At 62.0% G+C, this 15,981-nt stretch carries 15 protein-coding genes; 14 read left to right on the forward strand and 1 reads right to left on the reverse strand.

Going from position 1 to position 15,981, the window contains the following annotated elements; genetic code table 11:
- Nucleotides 1-63 precede the first annotated feature (63 nt).
- The 8 genes from argS (at nt 64) to TU79_RS13915 (ending at nt 8,660) form a co-directional block, all read left to right on the forward strand.
- Complete coding sequence (gene argS, locus TU79_RS13880; RefSeq protein ID WP_057008510.1) at nt 64-1,800, forward strand: arginine--tRNA ligase; 1,737 nt, start codon at nt 64-66, stop codon at nt 1,798-1,800.
- Nucleotide 1,801: 1 nt separating this feature from the next.
- Complete coding sequence (locus TU79_RS13885) at nt 1,802-2,503, forward strand: SPOR domain-containing protein (RefSeq protein ID WP_057008511.1); 702 nt, start codon at nt 1,802-1,804, stop codon at nt 2,501-2,503.
- A 194-nt stretch (nt 2,504-2,697) separates the two neighbouring features.
- On the forward strand, nt 2,698-3,228 hold the full coding sequence (hslV, locus tag TU79_RS13890; RefSeq protein ID WP_003237338.1) for an ATP-dependent protease subunit HslV: 531 nt from the start codon (nt 2,698-2,700) through the stop codon (nt 3,226-3,228).
- Between the two features lie 37 nt (nt 3,229-3,265).
- The gene (hslU, locus tag TU79_RS13895; protein WP_057008512.1) at nt 3,266-4,603 is read left to right on the forward strand and encodes an ATP-dependent protease ATPase subunit HslU; all 1,338 of its coding nucleotides are present in this window, start codon (nt 3,266-3,268) and stop codon (nt 4,601-4,603) included.
- A 59-nt stretch (nt 4,604-4,662) separates the two neighbouring features.
- A complete protein-coding gene (locus TU79_RS13900; protein WP_057008513.1) occupies nt 4,663-5,040 on the forward strand; it encodes a gamma-butyrobetaine hydroxylase family protein in 378 nt (125 codons plus the stop codon).
- Between the two features lie 248 nt (nt 5,041-5,288).
- Nucleotides 5,289-6,968: a class II poly(R)-hydroxyalkanoic acid synthase gene (gene phaC / locus TU79_RS13905; RefSeq protein ID WP_057008514.1), complete on the forward strand. Its 1,680-nt coding sequence runs from the start codon at nt 5,289-5,291 to the stop codon at nt 6,966-6,968.
- Between the two features lie 161 nt (nt 6,969-7,129).
- Nucleotides 7,130-7,975, forward strand: a complete 846-nt coding sequence (gene phaZ, locus TU79_RS13910; protein ID WP_057008515.1) for a poly(3-hydroxyalkanoate) depolymerase — start codon at nt 7,130-7,132, stop codon at nt 7,973-7,975.
- 64 nt (nt 7,976-8,039) lie between these two features.
- Nucleotides 8,040-8,660, forward strand: coding sequence for a TetR/AcrR family transcriptional regulator (locus TU79_RS13915; RefSeq protein WP_057008516.1), 621 nt, complete (start codon nt 8,040-8,042; stop codon nt 8,658-8,660).
- 7 nt (nt 8,661-8,667) lie between these two features.
- Here the strand turns inward: TU79_RS13915 and TU79_RS13920 are convergent, their stop codons facing one another.
- The gene (locus tag TU79_RS13920) at nt 8,668-9,330 is read right to left on the reverse strand and encodes a response regulator (RefSeq protein ID WP_057008517.1); all 663 of its coding nucleotides are present in this window, start codon (nt 9,328-9,330) and stop codon (nt 8,668-8,670) included.
- Between the two features lie 314 nt (nt 9,331-9,644).
- On the opposite strand from TU79_RS13920, the gene TU79_RS13925 reads away from it, so the two are divergent.
- From TU79_RS13925 to TU79_RS13950, 6 genes are all read left to right on the forward strand, one after another.
- Nucleotides 9,645-10,217, forward strand: a complete 573-nt coding sequence (locus TU79_RS13925) for a fimbrial protein (RefSeq protein ID WP_057008518.1) — start codon at nt 9,645-9,647, stop codon at nt 10,215-10,217.
- Between the two features lie 24 nt (nt 10,218-10,241).
- On the forward strand, nt 10,242-11,015 hold the full coding sequence (locus TU79_RS13930; protein WP_057008519.1) for a fimbrial biogenesis chaperone: 774 nt from the start codon (nt 10,242-10,244) through the stop codon (nt 11,013-11,015).
- Nucleotide 11,016: 1 nt separating this feature from the next.
- Nucleotides 11,017-11,784 (forward strand): fimbrial biogenesis chaperone, encoded by a 768-nt coding sequence (locus tag TU79_RS13935; protein WP_057008520.1) that lies wholly within the window; start codon nt 11,017-11,019, stop codon nt 11,782-11,784.
- Nucleotides 11,785-11,897: 113 nt separating this feature from the next.
- Nucleotides 11,898-14,396: a fimbria/pilus outer membrane usher protein gene (locus tag TU79_RS13940; RefSeq protein ID WP_057008521.1), complete on the forward strand. Its 2,499-nt coding sequence runs from the start codon at nt 11,898-11,900 to the stop codon at nt 14,394-14,396.
- 61 nt (nt 14,397-14,457) lie between these two features.
- Nucleotides 14,458-15,417, forward strand: a complete 960-nt coding sequence (locus TU79_RS13945; protein ID WP_057008622.1) for a fimbrial protein — start codon at nt 14,458-14,460, stop codon at nt 15,415-15,417.
- A 17-nt stretch (nt 15,418-15,434) separates the two neighbouring features.
- On the forward strand, nt 15,435-15,950 hold the full coding sequence (locus TU79_RS13950) for a fimbrial protein (RefSeq protein WP_057008522.1): 516 nt from the start codon (nt 15,435-15,437) through the stop codon (nt 15,948-15,950).
- Nucleotides 15,951-15,981 lie beyond the last annotated feature (31 nt).

Below are 15,981 nucleotides of genomic sequence, written 5' to 3' on the forward strand. Positions count from 1 at the left end.
GATAATGCCGAGTTTTTCCACCTGCGCATCGCGCGCCGCCGCTTGCGGTTGAAAGAGAACACCATGAAAGACACCATTCGCCAGCTGATCCAGCAAGCCCTCACCCAACTCGTCAACGAAGGTGTGTTGCCTGAAGGCCTGTCGCCGGCGATCCAGGTGGAGAACACCCGCGACAAGACCCACGGCGACTTCGCCAGCAACATCGCGATGATGCTGTCCAAGCCGGCCGGCATGAAGCCGCGCGACCTCGCAGAAAAAATCATCGCCGCACTGCCCGCCGACGCCAGCGTCAACAAGGCCGAAATCGCCGGCCCGGGCTTTATCAACTTCTTCCAGAACACCCAGGCCCTGGCCTCGCGCCTGGACGCAGCCCTGGCCGACGCCCGCATCGGTGCACGCAAAGCGGGGGACAGCCAGCGCGTGGTTGTCGACCTGTCGGCGCCCAACCTCGCCAAGGAGATGCACGTCGGCCACCTGCGCTCGACCATCATCGGCGACGGCGTGGCGCGGGTGCTGGAGTTTCTCGGCGACACCGTGATCCGGCAGAACCACGTGGGCGACTGGGGCACCCAGTTCGGCATGCTGATGGCCTACCTGCAGGAGAACCCGATCACCAGCAACGAGCTGGCCGACCTCGAGAACTTCTACCGCGCGGCCAAAAAGCGCTTCGACGAATCCGAGGCGTTTGCCGATCGCGCCCGTGGCCTGGTGGTCAAGCTGCAAGCCGGTGACACCGAATGCCTGGCGCTGTGGAACCGCTTCCGTGAAATTTCCCTGTCCCACTGCCAGGACATCTACGAGCTGCTCAACGTCAAACTGACCATGGCCGACGTAATGGGCGAAAGCGCCTACAACGACGATCTGATCAACGTGGTCAACGACCTCAAGGCCGCAGGCCTGCTGGTCGAGAGCAACGGCGCGCAGTGCGTGTTCCTCGAAGAATTCAAGACCGCCGACGGCGAGCCGCTGCCGGTGATCATCGTCAAGGCCGACGGCGGCTACCTCTACGCCACCACCGACCTCGCCGCCGTGCGCTACCGCAGCGGCGTGCTCAAGGCCGACCGCGCCTTGTACTTCGTTGATCAGCGCCAGGCCCTGCACTTCCAGCAGGTGTTCGAAGTGGCCCGCCGTGCAGGTTTCGTCACCCACCCGATGCACATGGAGCACATGGGCTTCGGCACCATGAACGGCGCCGATGGCCGCCCGTTCAAGACCCGCGACGGCGGCACCGTGAAGCTGATCGACCTGCTGACCGAAGCCCAGGAACGTGCCTACACCCTGGTGAAGGAAAAAAACCCGGAGCTGGCCGAGGCCGACCTGCGCAACATCGCCCGCGTGGTGGGCATTGGCGCGGTGAAGTACGCCGACCTGTCCAAGCACCGCACCAGCGATTACAGCTTCAATTTCGAGCTGATGCTCAACTTCGAAGGCAACACCGCGCCTTACCTTCTCTACGCCTACACCCGCGTGGCCGGTGTGTTCCGCAAACTGGGCAAGGATTTCAGCGAAGTCCAGGGCCAGATCAATCTTCAGGCCCCCCAGGAACACGAACTGGCGGCCAAACTGGCGCAGTTCGGCGAAGTGCTGAACAGCGTCGGCGAAAAAGGCACGCCGCACATTCTGTGCACCTATCTGTACGAAGTGGCCGGGTTGTTCTCCAGCTTCTACGAGAACTGCCCGATCCTCACCGCCGACGACGAAGCCCAGAAGCACAGTCGCCTGCGCCTCGCCGCACTGGCTGGACGGACCCTCAAGCAAGGCCTGGAACTGTTAGGCCTGGAAACCCTGGAGCGTATGTAAGTTGGCTGCCAAGAAGAAACCAGCACCCAAGCGCGGCGCGAGCCGCTATCAGGCCCCGGCAAAGAAGCCGATTCCGGGCTGGCTGTGGATGGCGATCGGCCTTACGGTCGGCGCGTTTGTCGTGTTCCTGATGAAGCTGGACCCGGGCCAGGGCGACGACGTCAAACGGGTCAAAAAGGAACAGCAGAAAGCCAGCAAAATGGCCGAAGCCAATAAAACCGCGCCCAGCCCGACCGCACCGGTGAAGCCGAAATACGACTTCTACACGCTGCTGCCCGAGTCGGAAGTGATCGTGCCGCCTGATGCCGTGCCGGAAAAAACCCTGCCGACGCCGCAGGTGCCGACCACCCCGGTGACCCCGGCGGAAGCTGCAAAAATCGACACCGCCCGCGCCCAGGCCGCGCTGGCCGGGATCACCCCGCCGCCGGCGCCACCGGTTGCCGAAACCAAGGCGGCGCCAGTGACCAAGTTCTTCCTGCAGGCGGGCTCGTTCCCGAAACAGGCGGATGCGGAGCGCGTTCGCGCGCAGATCATCCTGTTGGGCCAGACCGTTTCGGTGGAGTCCGGCACGGTGAAGGAAGCAACCTGGTACCGCGTGCTGGTGGGGCCGTTCAGCAACCGCGAGCAACTGACCGTGGCGCAGAAGCAACTGGCGGGCGCGGGCTTTAGCAACCTGTTGTTACAACAACGCCAGAGCCGCTGATCCAGGCGTAACGCTGATCAAAATGTGGGAGAGGGCTTGCCCCCTCCCACATTGGACTTTCATTGATCTTCAGAATGAGTCCGACACCGCCGCGCTGCTTGTTCGCACAACGTCCTATAGTTGAAATCCCCACCACCACCCCCATATCAGTTTCCATCAGGGCATTTTCGCCCCGCTGCGTGGAGACTCTCCCCTTGACCACCATCGTTTCAGTACGTCGCCACGGCAAAGTCGTCATGGGCGGCGATGGCCAGGTTTCCCTGGGCAACACCGTGATGAAAGGCAACGCCAAGAAAGTGCGTCGCCTGTACCACGGCCAGGTGCTTGCCGGTTTCGCTGGCGCCACCGCCGACGCCTTCACCCTTTTCGAGCGTTTCGAAGGTCAGCTGGAAAAACACCAGGGCCACCTCGTGCGCGCGGCGGTCGAGCTTGCCAAAGAATGGCGCACCGACCGCTCCCTCAGCCGCCTCGAAGCCATGCTGGCGGTCGCCAACAAGGACGCGTCCCTGATCATCACCGGCAACGGCGATGTGGTTGAGCCTGAACACGGCCTGATCGCCATGGGCTCCGGCGGTGGCTACGCCCAGGCGGCGGCCAGCGCACTGCTGAAGAAGACCGACCTGTCGGCCCGCGAAGTCGTCGAGACCGCGCTGGGTATCGCCGGCGATATCTGCGTGTTCACCAACCACAACTTCACCATTGAGGAGCAGGACCTCGCCGAGTAAGCCGTAGGCTTATTTGCGCTTGAGGCCGCCAAACACTATGTCCATGACTCCCCGCGAAATCGTCCATGAACTCAACCGCCATATCATCGGCCAGGACGATGCCAAGCGCGCCGTCGCCATCGCCCTGCGTAACCGCTGGCGCCGGATGCAACTGCCCGAAGAACTGCGCGTTGAAGTAACGCCCAAGAACATCCTGATGATCGGGCCAACCGGCGTGGGCAAAACCGAAATCGCCCGGCGCCTGGCCAAACTGGCCAACGCGCCGTTCATCAAGGTCGAAGCGACCAAGTTCACCGAAGTGGGGTATGTGGGCCGCGATGTCGAGTCGATCATCCGTGACCTGGCCGACGCTGCCCTGAAGATGCTGCGCGAACAGGAAGTGACCAAGGTCAGCCATCGCGCCGAAGACGCCGCCGAAGAACGCATCCTTGACGCCCTGCTGCCTCCGGCGCGCATGGGTTTCAACGAAGACTCGGCGCAGTCCACCGATTCCAATACGCGCCAGCTGTTCCGCAAGCGTCTGCGTGAAGGGCAACTGGACGACAAGGAAATCGAGATCGAAGTCGCCGAAGTCTCCGGCGTCGACATCTCCGCACCGCCTGGCATGGAAGAAATGACCAGCCAGTTGCAGAACCTGTTCGCCAACATGGGCAAGGGCAAGAAGAAAAGCCGCAAGCTCAAGGTCAAGGACGCGCTCAAACTGGTGCGCGATGAAGAAGCCGGACGCCTGGTCAATGAGGAAGAACTCAAGGCCAAGGCCCTGGAAGCGGTCGAGCAGCACGGCATCGTGTTCATCGACGAAATCGACAAAGTGGCCAAGCGCGGTAATTCCGGTGGCGTCGATGTGTCCCGCGAGGGTGTTCAGCGCGACCTGCTGCCGCTGATCGAAGGCTGCACCGTGAACACCAAGCTGGGCATGGTCAAGACCGACCACATCCTGTTTATCGCCTCTGGTGCGTTCCACCTGAGCAAACCGAGCGACCTGGTGCCGGAGCTGCAAGGCCGTCTGCCGATTCGCGTGGAGCTCAAGGCGCTGACGCCGGGTGATTTCGAGCGCATCCTCAGCGAACCGCACGCGTCGCTCACCGAGCAGTACCGGGAACTGCTGAAAACCGAGGGCCTGGGCATCGAGTTCCAGCCGGACGGTATCAAGCGCCTGGCCGAGATTGCCTGGCAGGTCAACGAGAAGACCGAGAACATCGGCGCCCGTCGCCTGCACACGCTGCTTGAGCGTTTGCTGGAGGAAGTGTCGTTCAGTGCCGGCGACCTGGCCGGTGCGCAAAATGGCGAAGTGATCAGGATCGACGCGGATTACGTCAACAGCCACTTGGGCGAACTGGCGCAGAACGAAGATTTGTCGCGCTATATCCTGTGACCGCCCTGCTCTAAAGTGTGGGAGGGGCTTGCTCCCTCCCACATTTTGGAATATCACCCATGTCTAAATTCCCGACCGCCGTAAACCTGCACAAAACCTCCAACACCCTCGGCCTCACCTACGGGCCGGATGAAACCTACCAGTTGCCCGCCGAACTTCTGCGGGTGCACTCGCCTTCCGCTGAAGTCCAGGGCCACGGCAAACCGATCCTGCAATTCGGCAAGCTCCACGTTAAGTTGATCAAGGTGGAACCGGCCGGCCAGTACGCACTGAAATTGACCTTTGACGACGGCCATGACAGCGGACTGTTCACCTGGGATTACCTCTACCAACTGGCCGTGCGTCAGGAAAACCTGTGGGCCGATTACCTGGCCGAACTCAAGGCCGCCGGCAAAACCCGCGACCCGAGCGAGTCGGTCGTGCGGCTGATGCTCTAGCTCAGGCTTCCTGCACGTTAGAGGGCACTTTCTAATTTCATCTGCTTGAATGTTCTGCTTCGTGGTCAATGATTGGCCCGCTTGCGAAACAAATTAAACTCGGGTAACCAATGGAACTGGCAAGTTCCCTGCATTTGACGATGCGGTAGCAACGGTCACCCAAGTGCAGTACCTGGCTTGTGCCGTGCAGCGAAACCGGACGCGCGGCAGTAACCGGTACTCGTCTTTCGGACAATGGAGCGTCGTAGATGAGTGACAAGAACAACGATGACCTGAAACGCCAGGCCTCGGAAAACACCCTGGGGCTCAACCCGATCATCGCGTTACGCAAAAAGGACTTGCTCGCCTCGGCGAAGATGGTGCTGACCCAGGCCATCCGGCAACCGCTGCACAGCGTCAAGCATGCCGCCCACTTGGGGCTCGAGTTGAAAAACGTGATGTTCGGCCAATCCGCGTTGGTGCCCGAGCAGGACGACCGTCGCTTCAACGACCCCGCCTGGAGCCAGAACCCGCTCTATAAACGCTACCTGCAAACCTACCTGGCGTGGCGCAAGGAACTGCACGACTGGATCGACGACAGCAGCCTGTCGCCCCAGGACATCAGCCGTGGTCACTTCGTGATCAACCTCATGACCGAGGCCATGGCCCCCACCAACAGCGTGGCCAACCCGGCAGCGGTCAAGCGCTTCTTCGAGACCGGCGGCAAAAGCCTGCTCGATGGCCTGTCCCACCTGGCCAAGGACATGGTGCACAACGGCGGCATGCCCAGCCAGGTCAACATGGGTGCTTTCGAAGTGGGCAAGACCCTGGGCACCACCGAAGGCGCGGTGGTGTTTCGCAATGACGTGCTGGAGCTGATCCAGTACAGGCCCATCACCGAACAGGTGCACGAGCGCCCACTGCTGGTGGTGCCGCCGCAGATCAACAAATTCTATGTGTTCGACCTGAGCCCGGAAAAAAGCCTCGCGCGCTTCTGCCTGCGCAATAACCAGCAGACTTTTATCGTCAGCTGGCGCAACCCGACCAAGGCCCAGCGCGAGTGGGGCCTGTCCACCTACATCGAAGCGCTCAAGGAAGCGGTGGACGTGGTCAGCGCGATCACCGGCAGCAAGGACATCAACATGCTCGGCGCCTGCTCCGGCGGCATCACCTGCACTGCCCTGCTGGGCCACTACGCGGCGCTGGGCGAGCACAAGGTCAACGCGCTGACCCTGCTGGTGAGCGTGCTGGACACCACGCTGGACACTCAGGTGGCGCTGTTCGTCGACGAACAGACCCTGGAAGCGGCCAAGCGCCATTCCTACCAGGCCGGCGTGCTCGAAGGCCGCGACATGGCCAAGGTGTTCGCCTGGATGCGCCCCAACGACCTGATCTGGAACTACTGGGTCAACAACTACCTGCTGGGCAATGAGCCGCCGGTGTTCGATATCCTGTTCTGGAACAACGACACCACGCGCCTGCCGGCCGCTTTCCACGGCGACCTGATCGAGCTGTTCAAGAACAACCCCCTGGTGCGCGCCAATGCCCTGGAAGTGTGCGGCACGCCCATCGATCTCAAGCAGATCACCGCCGATATCTACTCCCTGGCCGGCACCAACGACCACATCACGCCATGGCAGTCCTGCTACAAATCGGCGCAGTTGTTTGGCGGCAAGGTGGAATTCGTGCTGTCGAGCAGCGGCCATATCCAGAGCATCCTCAACCCGCCGGGCAACCCCAAGGCGCGCTATCAGACCAGCGATGGCCTGGGCTGCACCGCGCTGGAGTGGCAGGAGAATGCGACCAAGCACACCGACTCGTGGTGGCTGCACTGGCAGGCGTGGCAGGCAGAGCGCGCCGGGAAACTGAAGAAAGCCCCCACCAAACTGGGCAATAAAGCCTACGCCGCAGCTGAAGCGGCGCCTGGAACCTATGTGCATGAACGCTAGAACACACTTTTATGATGGGATGAGATCAATTGTGGAAGGGTGCTTGCTCCCGATAGCGATGTGTCAGTCAACACCTGTATCACTGATATGACGTCATCGGGAGCAAGCCCCCTCCCACAGTTCGACCCCATTCCAGCTTTAAGACTTCACAGGGCTTGAGCATGTCGCAACCGTTCATCTTCCGCACCATTGACCTGGACGGCCAGACCCTGCGCACGGCGGTGCGCCCGGGCAAGCCGCACATGACGCCGTTGCTGATCTTCAATGGCATCGGCGCCAACCTGGAACTGGTGTTTCCATTCGTGCAGGCCCTGGACCCGGACCTGGAAGTGATTGCTTTCGATGTGCCGGGCGTCGGCGGCTCTTCGACGCCCAGCCGGCCCTATCGTTTCCCCGGCCTGGCCAGGCTCACCGCGCGCATGCTCGATTATCTGGACTATGGACAGGTCAACGCAGTGGGCGTGTCGTGGGGCGGCGCGCTGGCGCAGCAGTTCGCCCATGACTACCCGGAACGCTGCAAGAAACTGATCCTGGCGGCCACGGCGGCGGGTGCGGTAATGGTGCCGGGCAAACCCAGGGTGCTGTGGCTGATGGCAAGCCCACGCCGCTATATCCAGCCGTCCCACGTGGTGCGCATTGCGCCGATGATCTACGGCGGCTCGTTCCGTCGCGATGCCCGGTTGGCTGCCGAGCACGCGAGCAAAGTGCGTTCGGCGGGCAAGCTGGGTTACTACTGGCAGCTGTTCGCGGGGCTGGGCTGGACCAGCATCCACTGGCTACACAAGATCCGCCAGCCGACCCTGGTGCTGGCCGGCGACGACGACCCGCTGATCCCGCTGATCAACATGCGCCTGCTCGCCTGGCGCATCCCCAATGCGCAATTGCACATCATCGATGACGGCCATCTGTTTCTGATCACCCGGGCCGAAGCCGTGGCGCCGATCATCATGAAATTTCTACAGGAGGAGCGCCTGCGCGCCGTGATTCACCCGCGACCGACCGTGTAAGAACGCATCGCGGGCCACGTGTGTGGGCCTGCGCTCAACTCAATGATCAGCCCAAGAAGACCGGATGAAAACCCGCGACCGTATCCTTGAATGTGCCCTGCAGTTGTTCAACCACAAGGGCGAGCCCAATGTGTCGACCATGGAGGTGGCCAATGAAATGGGGATCAGCCCCGGCAACCTCTACTACCACTTCCACGGCAAGGAGCCGCTGGTACTGGGGTTGTTCGAGCGCTTTCAGGGCGAACTGACGCCGCTGCTCGACCCGCCCGCCGACGCGCACCTGGAACCCCAGGATTACTGGCTGTTCCTGCACCTGATCGTCGAGCGCATGGCGCATTACCGGTTTCTGTTCCAGGACCTGTCCAATCTGGCCGGACGCCTGCCCAAGCTGGCCAAGGGTATTCGCCACCTGCTCACCGCCCTCAAGCGCACCCTCGCCTCGCTGCTGGCGCGGCTCAAAACCGATGGTCAACTGGTGAGCGATACCCAGGCGCTGGGGCAACTGGTGGAGCAGATCACCCTGACCCTGCTGTTTTCCCTGGACTATCAGCGCGTTCTCGACCGTGCCGGCGAGGTGCGGGTGGTGGTTTACCAGATCATGATGCTGGTGGCGCCGCACCTGTTGCCGCCGGCACGCCAGGCCACCGAACGACTGGCACTGCGTTACCTGCAAGACCCGGTTTAATCGGCAATTATTCCAATTCGCCGAACTGCTGATTGAACTTGAACAGTTCGCTGTCGTTGCTGATACCCAACTTTCGATACGCCGATTGTTTTTGCGTGCTGATGGTACTTGCGCTGCGTGAAAACTTGGCGGCGATTGAACTCACCGACATGCCATCGAGAAAACACCGCAGCACTTCCTGCTCTTTGGGTGTGAGGCAGGCACTCAAGCGCAGTGGCGTAGAAACATCCATCCCCGAACGCAGGCCGGCAACGTGCGTCATCGATTGCATGCCTTGCAGCGCCGGCACCATACAGGGCTGTACATACAAGCGGCCCTGGGCAACGGTTCGAATAGCGATGATCAACGCCTGCAGGTTCTGGGTTTTCCCCAGGATTCCCCAGCAACCGGCTTTCAACGACAGCGAAACCGTCGCGGGCGTGTAATGCGACGCCACGATCAATGGCCTGCAGCGGTTGAAACGCCGCTTGAGCACTCGGATCAGGTTCAGACCGTCGGTCTCCGACGGCGCCAGCACGAAGTCCATCACCACCACGTCCGCAGAGTGCCGGGCCAGCGCCTCCAGCAACGCACTGGCCGTGCCGAAGGAGCCGATCACGTTGATATCGGCCTCTTTGCCAAGGCCCAACTCGATACCCTGGCGAACCATCTCGTGGTGATCCAGCAGCATGACAGTGCAAGGGGTGGAATTTGAAGTTGCCATCGGGACACCTGCGTTAATGGCTGTAACTTGCTCAACGCTATAACCCAGGCCTACAGGGCATTCAATATATGCCCACAACAAAGACTACATAAAACTACAGTAACGACTGACAGAGTATTCCGAGGGAAACTTCCCAGGCCCGCCGCACTTTAAAAAATATTCAATACAAACAATACGATTTCAATCTATTACGAACGCAATATCGATACTTCTCTATAGAGAACATTCATTTTTAGATACAAATTATGAGGACCGATTATTACACCCAACTTGAGATCACGATGAACGTTAAGGCTTTAATCCCCGCCGCACTCCTCCTGAGCACTGCGCTGTCGACCAGCACACACGCCACCGATGGCGTGATCAATTTCAGCGGTCTGGTGACGGACGTGACCTGCACCATAGAAGGCGCCGCTCCCGGCACCGGTGCGGTGGTCAAGGACGTGAACCTGGGCGGCGTCTCCGCTGCCCGTCTGGCCACCGCCGGCAGTCGCGCCAACCTCACCGGCTTCACCATTCGCATCGGCGCTCCCGGCGAAGGCAGTTGCACCAACGGGCGCACCGCCATGGTGGCGTTCGATCCGACCAGCCCCGCTATCGACGTGGCGACCGGGCGCCTGAATATCGATGGCTACAACGACCCGTCCGACACCACCAACGCCAAGAACGTACAGGTCGAAGTCACCAGTCGCACCGGCACGCCGCTCAATGTCTACACCGAGAAATCCGAAGGCGTGGTGATCACCGACAACCAGGCGACCATCCCCCTCGCAGCGCAGCTCTATGCCAGCGGTGCCGCCACCGAAGGCAAGGTCAATACCCGGGTCGGTTTCATGATCGAGTACGCCGAGTAAAAGGCGGCGAGAGGAGATCGGACGATGAAAACAACGAACGGCCTGGCACGGCTTTGCGCAACAATTGCCGTACTGTTATTGCTGGCGCCTGCGGTCCAGGCGGGCGTGATCGTGCATGGCACACGAGTGATCTACCCGGCGCAGCGCCAGGAAGTCATCGTGCGCCTGGAAAACAGAGGCAGCCGCCCGGCGCTGGTGCAAACCTGGCTGGACAGTGGCAACCGGCAGTCCAGACCGGCCACCGCGCAGGCACCGTTCAGCGTGTCGCCGCCGATCTTTCGCATCGAGCCTTACCAGCAACAGGCATTGCGCCTGCGCTATTCCGGCGACCCGGTGCCCACCGACCGTGAAAGTCTCTACTGGCTCAACGTGTTGGAAGTCCCGCCACGCGCGGCGGATGCCGAAAAAAACAACCAGATCGAGTTGTCGTTCCGCACCCGTCTGCGCGTATTCCTGCGCCCGCCAACGCTGCCCTACCCGGCGGCCAGTGCCGCGGCCAGGCTGAAATGGAAGCTGATCAGCCACGAGCAGGGTTTTGCCCTGCAGGTCACCAATCCTACGCCGTACCATCTTTCGCTCGCTTCAGTGGATCTGCTCAACGCAGGCCAACGGTTCAGCAAAGCGCCGAACCAGACCGCCACCGACAGCCTGCTGCTGCCGGCCGGCGACGTGAAACAATTTGTGCTGCCGCTGCTGCGCAATCGTCCCGGCGGCGCGGCAAAGGTCGAGTTCACCACCATCACCGACTTCGGCGCCCGCGTGCGTCACTCGGCTGACCTTGACGCGCAGGTCCGCTGACATGAACACGACCGCGATTTCATCGGCACGGGTCAGGCGCGCGGTGTTGGCCTTGGCGCTGATAGGGGCCCATACCGCGCAGGCGAGCGTGGTGATCAACAGCACGCGCATCGTCTATGGGCAGAACGACAGGGAAGTGACGGTGCGCCTGGAAAGCAAGAACCAGGCGCCGGTACTGGCTCAGGTATGGCTGGACAATGGCGACGAACAGGCGACGCCGGAACGGGCGGGCGTGCCCTTTGTGATCACGCCGCCGATCTTTCGCATGGAGGCGGGCAAACAGCAGGTCACGCGACTGGCCTACACCGGCGAAACCTTGCCGCAAACCCGCGAAAGCCTGTTCTGGTTCAACCTGCTGGAGGTGCCCTCGCAGTCACAAGGGGCCGCGCAGGCCAATCAATTGCAGTTGGCGTTTCGCTCGCGGATCAAGCTGTTCTTCCGGCCGGCCAACCTGCCCTACAGGGTCGAGGACGCACCGGCAAAACTGCAATGGCGCCGTATTGGCACTGCGCAAGGTCAGGCTTTGGAAGTGTTCAATCCAACACCCTACCACGTGACCTTTGACCAGATTGAAGTGCTTGAAGCAGGGCAGCCTCACGCGCGCAAACCGCCCACGTCAGGTGCTGAAAACATGGTGATCCCCGGCGGCCGCAACCGCTTTGAGCTGCCCACGCTCAAGTTGGCGCCAGGCGCCGCGGCCACCGTGGCGTTCACGACCCTCGACGATTTCGGGGTGAAGGTGGCCCACAGCGCCACGGCACCGCCCTGACGTCGCCCTGGCGTCCCAACTCGATAAGAACCTTCGTACCGATGCCCGATCACCCGGGCAGGAAATTGCCTGCGCCGACATTTCATCGGCCTCTGTTTTTGAGCACTGCAACCATGAGTCTGAACACGCCGGTCGGCGTAAAAACTCCACGCCACTCGATGTACCCGCTAGCGCTCGGCCTGTTGTTAGCCAGCGACGTACAAGGTGTCGAACAGGTCGAATTCAACCCGGCCTTCTTTGCCGATCGCGCGGCCGGTCTGCAGGTGGACATCTCCCGCTTCAACCAGGGCAATGTCGTGCTGCCCGGCAGCTACCGCGCGGATGTGCACCTCAACGGCCAGTGGATCGGCCGTGAGACCGTGTCGTTCGTCAGGGTGCCAGGCCAGGACGCGGCGCAAATGTGCCTGGCGCGCGAGGCATTGCAGCGCTTCGGCGTCAGCGTGGACACCGTGACGGCGTTTTCCGCCTGCACGGACATCGCCACGTACCTGCCAGGCGCCAGCAGCCGGTTCGATTCCGGAGAAAACCGCCTGGACCTGCTGATTCCGCAGATCTACCTGGTGCGTCAGCCGCGCGGCTACGTCGACCCCCAGCACTGGGACAGCGGCATCAACGCCGCCTTTGTGCGCTACAACGCCAACACCTTCGTCACGCAAACGGCGGGGCGCTCTCTGGGCTCGAGCTATCTGGGTTTGAATACCGGACTCAACCTGGGTGATTGGCATGTGCGCCATAACGGCAGCTACAGCCGCACTTCGACCGCCGCCGGCTACCAAAGCAGCGCCAGCTATGTGCAACGCGATCTGAGCCCGTGGCGCTCGCAACTGGTGATCGGCGAAATCTACACGCCGGGAGCGTTGTACGACAGTGTGCGTCTGCGCGGTGCCAGCCTGTTCAGCGATGACCGCATGCTGCCCGATTCCCAAAGCGGATTCGCGCCGGTGGTGCGCGGTGTGGCCGAGACCAACGCCCGGGTCAGCGTACGCCAACGGGGTGTGCTGCTGGACGAAGTCTCCGTGGCGCCGGGCCCGTTTGTACTCAATGACCTGTTCCCCACCGGCTACGGCGGCGACCTGCACGTCACAATCACCGAGGCCGACGGCCGCATGCGCGAATTCATTGTGCCTTTCGCGGCAAATGCCAACCTGCTGCGCCCCGAACACAGCCGCTATTCGCTGAGCGTCGGTCAACTGGATGAAATCGGCCTGCGCCATCGGCCCATGCTGATGCAAGCCACTTACCAGCGTGGCCTGAACAACCTGTTGACCGGCTACACCGGCGCGGTGCTGGGGGATGACTATCGCTCACAACTGCTCGGCGCCGCGGTCAATACGCCGCTCGGCGCGCTGTCACTCGACTTGACGCACGCGAACGCACGCCTGCCGGGGCACGGCGCCAGCGAGGGGCAAAGCGTGCAATTACGCTACAGCAAGAATTTTGCAGACTCCGGCACCCACTTTGCACTGGGCGCCTACCGTTACTCCACGCAGGGTTTCCTCAGCGTGAGCGATGCGGCCCATGTGCGCGATCTCGCCATCGACGGGCTGAAACTGGACAGCGTGTCACGCCTGCGCGACCGCATGGATATCAGCCTCAACCAGAGCGTGGGCAGCGGCTCGGCGTACCTGACCGGTTCATCGCAGAACTACTGGAACCGCACCAACGGCAACCTTACGTTTACCGCCGGCTACAGCGGGGCCTGGCGGGGCCTTAATTACACCGTCAGCGCACAACGTACCCGCGACTTGCTCAGCGAACGGGTCGACAAGCAGGTCGACTTCACCTTGAGCCTGCCGCTGGGCAGCAGCGCCCGCCCGCCGACCTTGACCACCACGGCCTACCACGGCGATCAAAGCAGCGGCGAGCGCGTCAGCCTCGGCGGCAGCCTGGGTGAGCGCAGCGAATTGAGCTACGGCTTCAGCACCAGCCATGCACGGGGCGGCGGCAACGCGAGCAGTGCCGACCTGAGGTATCAGGCCAGCCAAGGCGTGCTGTCGGCCGGGTATGGCCAGAGCGACGCGTACCGTTCGAGCGCAGTCGGTATCACCGGCGGCGTCGTCGCCCACTCAGGCGGGGTGACCTTCGCCCCGGAGCTGGGTGACACCATCGGCATCGTCCAGGCTCCGGACGCCCAGGGCGCAAGGGTCAACGGCAACCGCAGTGCGCAGATTGGCAAAAGCGGCTTTGCCGTGGTGCCCCACCTCACGCCCTATCGGCAAAACGTGGTCGAGCTGGACCCCAGGGACCTGGCCGTCGACATCGAACTCAAGACCGCCTCGCAAAATGTTGCTCCACGCGCGGGCTCGGTGGTGAAGCTGCCGTTCGAGACGGTCAGCGGCCAGGCGCTGTTGATCAGCGCCGTGCGCGAGGACGGTGAGCCGTTGCCGTTCGGCGCCGATGTCTTTGATGAAGACGGCGCCAGCGTCGGCATCGTCGGGCAAGGCGCTAAAGCGTTCGTGCGCGTGTCCCGCCCTCGTGGCCGGTTGCGCGTCAAGTGGGGCGGGCTCCTCGAAGAGGCCTGCACGTTCGACTACGCCCTGGATACACCCGCCGGTGGCACGCGTCTGCGCCAGCTGAATGCCGGCACCTGCAAGGCAGACCGTCATGGTTGATCGGCAAAACGCGCAACGTCGCGCGCCCCCAAACACCCTGTTTTTTCTTGCGAGACCGAAGATGAAGCATTTCCTCACCCATGCTATCGCGCTGCTCGCGGTGGGTTCGCCGATTGCGGCACAGGCCTACTGTGAGAGTTATTCCAATTCCCAGCATGGCCTGACGCTGCCTGCCGTCGTGACCGTACCGAACAGCCTGCCCGTGGGCAGCGAGATCCTGCGCCAGCCGTTCAACGGCGTGCTGCCTGCACGGTTTCTCGACTGCCCCACCCACAACCTGATCGTGCTTGTCGCGCGCCAACTGGGCGCGGTCATTCCGGGAATCATGGCTTACCAGACTGAAGCGGCAGGGGTTGCCATCAAGATCAGAATCACCGATGCACGCGGGATCACCAATAACTTTGCCCTGACCAGCGGCGAAACCGTGAACCCACCGGGGAGGATTCCCATCTTCACCAACGCGGAGGCCATTTTCTACAAAACCGGTCCGATCACAGGCGGGGTCGTTCCCGCGGGCAATATCTTCGATTACCGAATGCGGGATGTCGGAAACAATATCCTCGGGCGTTATCAACTGCTGCTCGACAGCCCGGTGCGCTTCGTCAGTCCCACTGCCACCTGTGACCTCGCGGTGGGGGACGTCAACCGCACGATTGCGCTCGTACCGGTTCAAGCCAACGCCTTCGACAACTCACCCTTTGCAGGTGTACACGACTTTGAGCTGAGCGCCGAGTGCAGCGATACCCAGTCCGTCACCTTCCGTTTTTCCGGCGCCCCTGCCACCGAGAACCCACTGCTCTTTGCCAACACCGGCACAGCGGGCGGTGTCGCCCTCTGGCTGTATTCACGTATCAACGGCGCTGCGCAGACCCTCCCGGCCAACGGCAGCGACAACGAACGCACGGTGGCCGTAACGGGCAATCGTGCAGTACTGCCGCTCAGTGCGGCCTACCACAGAAATGGCACTGTCAGCCCAGGCACGCTGATCAGTACCGCCACCGTCAACATCACCTACAACTGACCCCCCAAGGACTTTTGATGAAACTCCCGAAACTTCCCCTGACGCTGGCCCTCACGGCAAGCCTGTGCACGTTGAATGCAATGGCTGCCACCACGGGCACGCTGACCTTTGCAGGCGTGGTCAACGCCGGCACGTGTAACCTGATCGCCGGCGACGTGAACCGCACCATCACCCTGCCGCCGGTGAAAGTGTCGGACTTCGATACGGCCGACTCGGCCGGAGAGCACGACTTCGAATTGGCCGCCGACTGCGACTCGGACGTCAAGAATGTGATTTTCCTGTTCGCCGGCACGCCATCTACCGACAACCCTGCGCTCTTTGCCAACACCGGGACCTCGGCGGGCACCGCACTCGGGCTGTCCAGCGGGCAAGCCTTGCCGGCCAACGGAACCCCTGTGCAGCGCAGCCGCACGATTGCCACGAGCAACAAAAAGGCAGTGGTGCCGCTGAAAGCGGCGTACCACAAGACCGGCAAGGCGATCACCCACGGGACACTGGCCAGCGCAGTGACGGTGTCGATTACTTACAATTGATGATGCCCAGGCAGTGAACACAAAAAAACGC

The organism is Pseudomonas trivialis (assembly GCF_001439805.1).
In the GTDB taxonomy this organism is placed as follows: domain Bacteria; phylum Pseudomonadota; class Gammaproteobacteria; order Pseudomonadales; family Pseudomonadaceae; genus Aquipseudomonas; species Aquipseudomonas trivialis.

Bases quoted from the DNA above. Each gene is read 5' to 3' on its own strand.
- argS (WP_057008510.1), top strand. From the start codon at position 64: ATGAAAGACACCATTCGCCAGCTGATCCAGCAAGCCCTCACCCAACTC.
- hslU (WP_057008512.1), top strand. From the start codon at position 3,266: ATGTCCATGACTCCCCGCGAAATCGTCCATGAACTCAACCGCCATATC.
- TU79_RS13900 (WP_057008513.1), top strand. From the start codon at position 4,663: ATGTCTAAATTCCCGACCGCCGTAAACCTGCACAAAACCTCCAACACC.
- phaC (WP_057008514.1), top strand. From the start codon at position 5,289: ATGAGTGACAAGAACAACGATGACCTGAAACGCCAGGCCTCGGAAAAC.
- phaZ (WP_057008515.1), top strand. From the start codon at position 7,130: ATGTCGCAACCGTTCATCTTCCGCACCATTGACCTGGACGGCCAGACC.
- TU79_RS13915 (WP_057008516.1), top strand. From the start codon at position 8,040: ATGAAAACCCGCGACCGTATCCTTGAATGTGCCCTGCAGTTGTTCAAC.
- TU79_RS13920 (WP_057008517.1), bottom strand. From the start codon at position 9,330: ATGCTGCTGGATCACCACGAGATGGTTCGCCAGGGTATCGAGTTGGGC.
- TU79_RS13925 (WP_057008518.1), top strand. From the start codon at position 9,645: ATGAACGTTAAGGCTTTAATCCCCGCCGCACTCCTCCTGAGCACTGCG.
- TU79_RS13930 (WP_057008519.1), top strand. From the start codon at position 10,242: ATGAAAACAACGAACGGCCTGGCACGGCTTTGCGCAACAATTGCCGTA.
- TU79_RS13935 (WP_057008520.1), top strand. From the start codon at position 11,017: ATGAACACGACCGCGATTTCATCGGCACGGGTCAGGCGCGCGGTGTTG.
- TU79_RS13940 (WP_057008521.1), top strand. From the start codon at position 11,898: ATGAGTCTGAACACGCCGGTCGGCGTAAAAACTCCACGCCACTCGATG.
- TU79_RS13945 (WP_057008622.1), top strand. From the start codon at position 14,458: ATGAAGCATTTCCTCACCCATGCTATCGCGCTGCTCGCGGTGGGTTCG.
- TU79_RS13950 (WP_057008522.1), top strand. From the start codon at position 15,435: ATGAAACTCCCGAAACTTCCCCTGACGCTGGCCCTCACGGCAAGCCTG.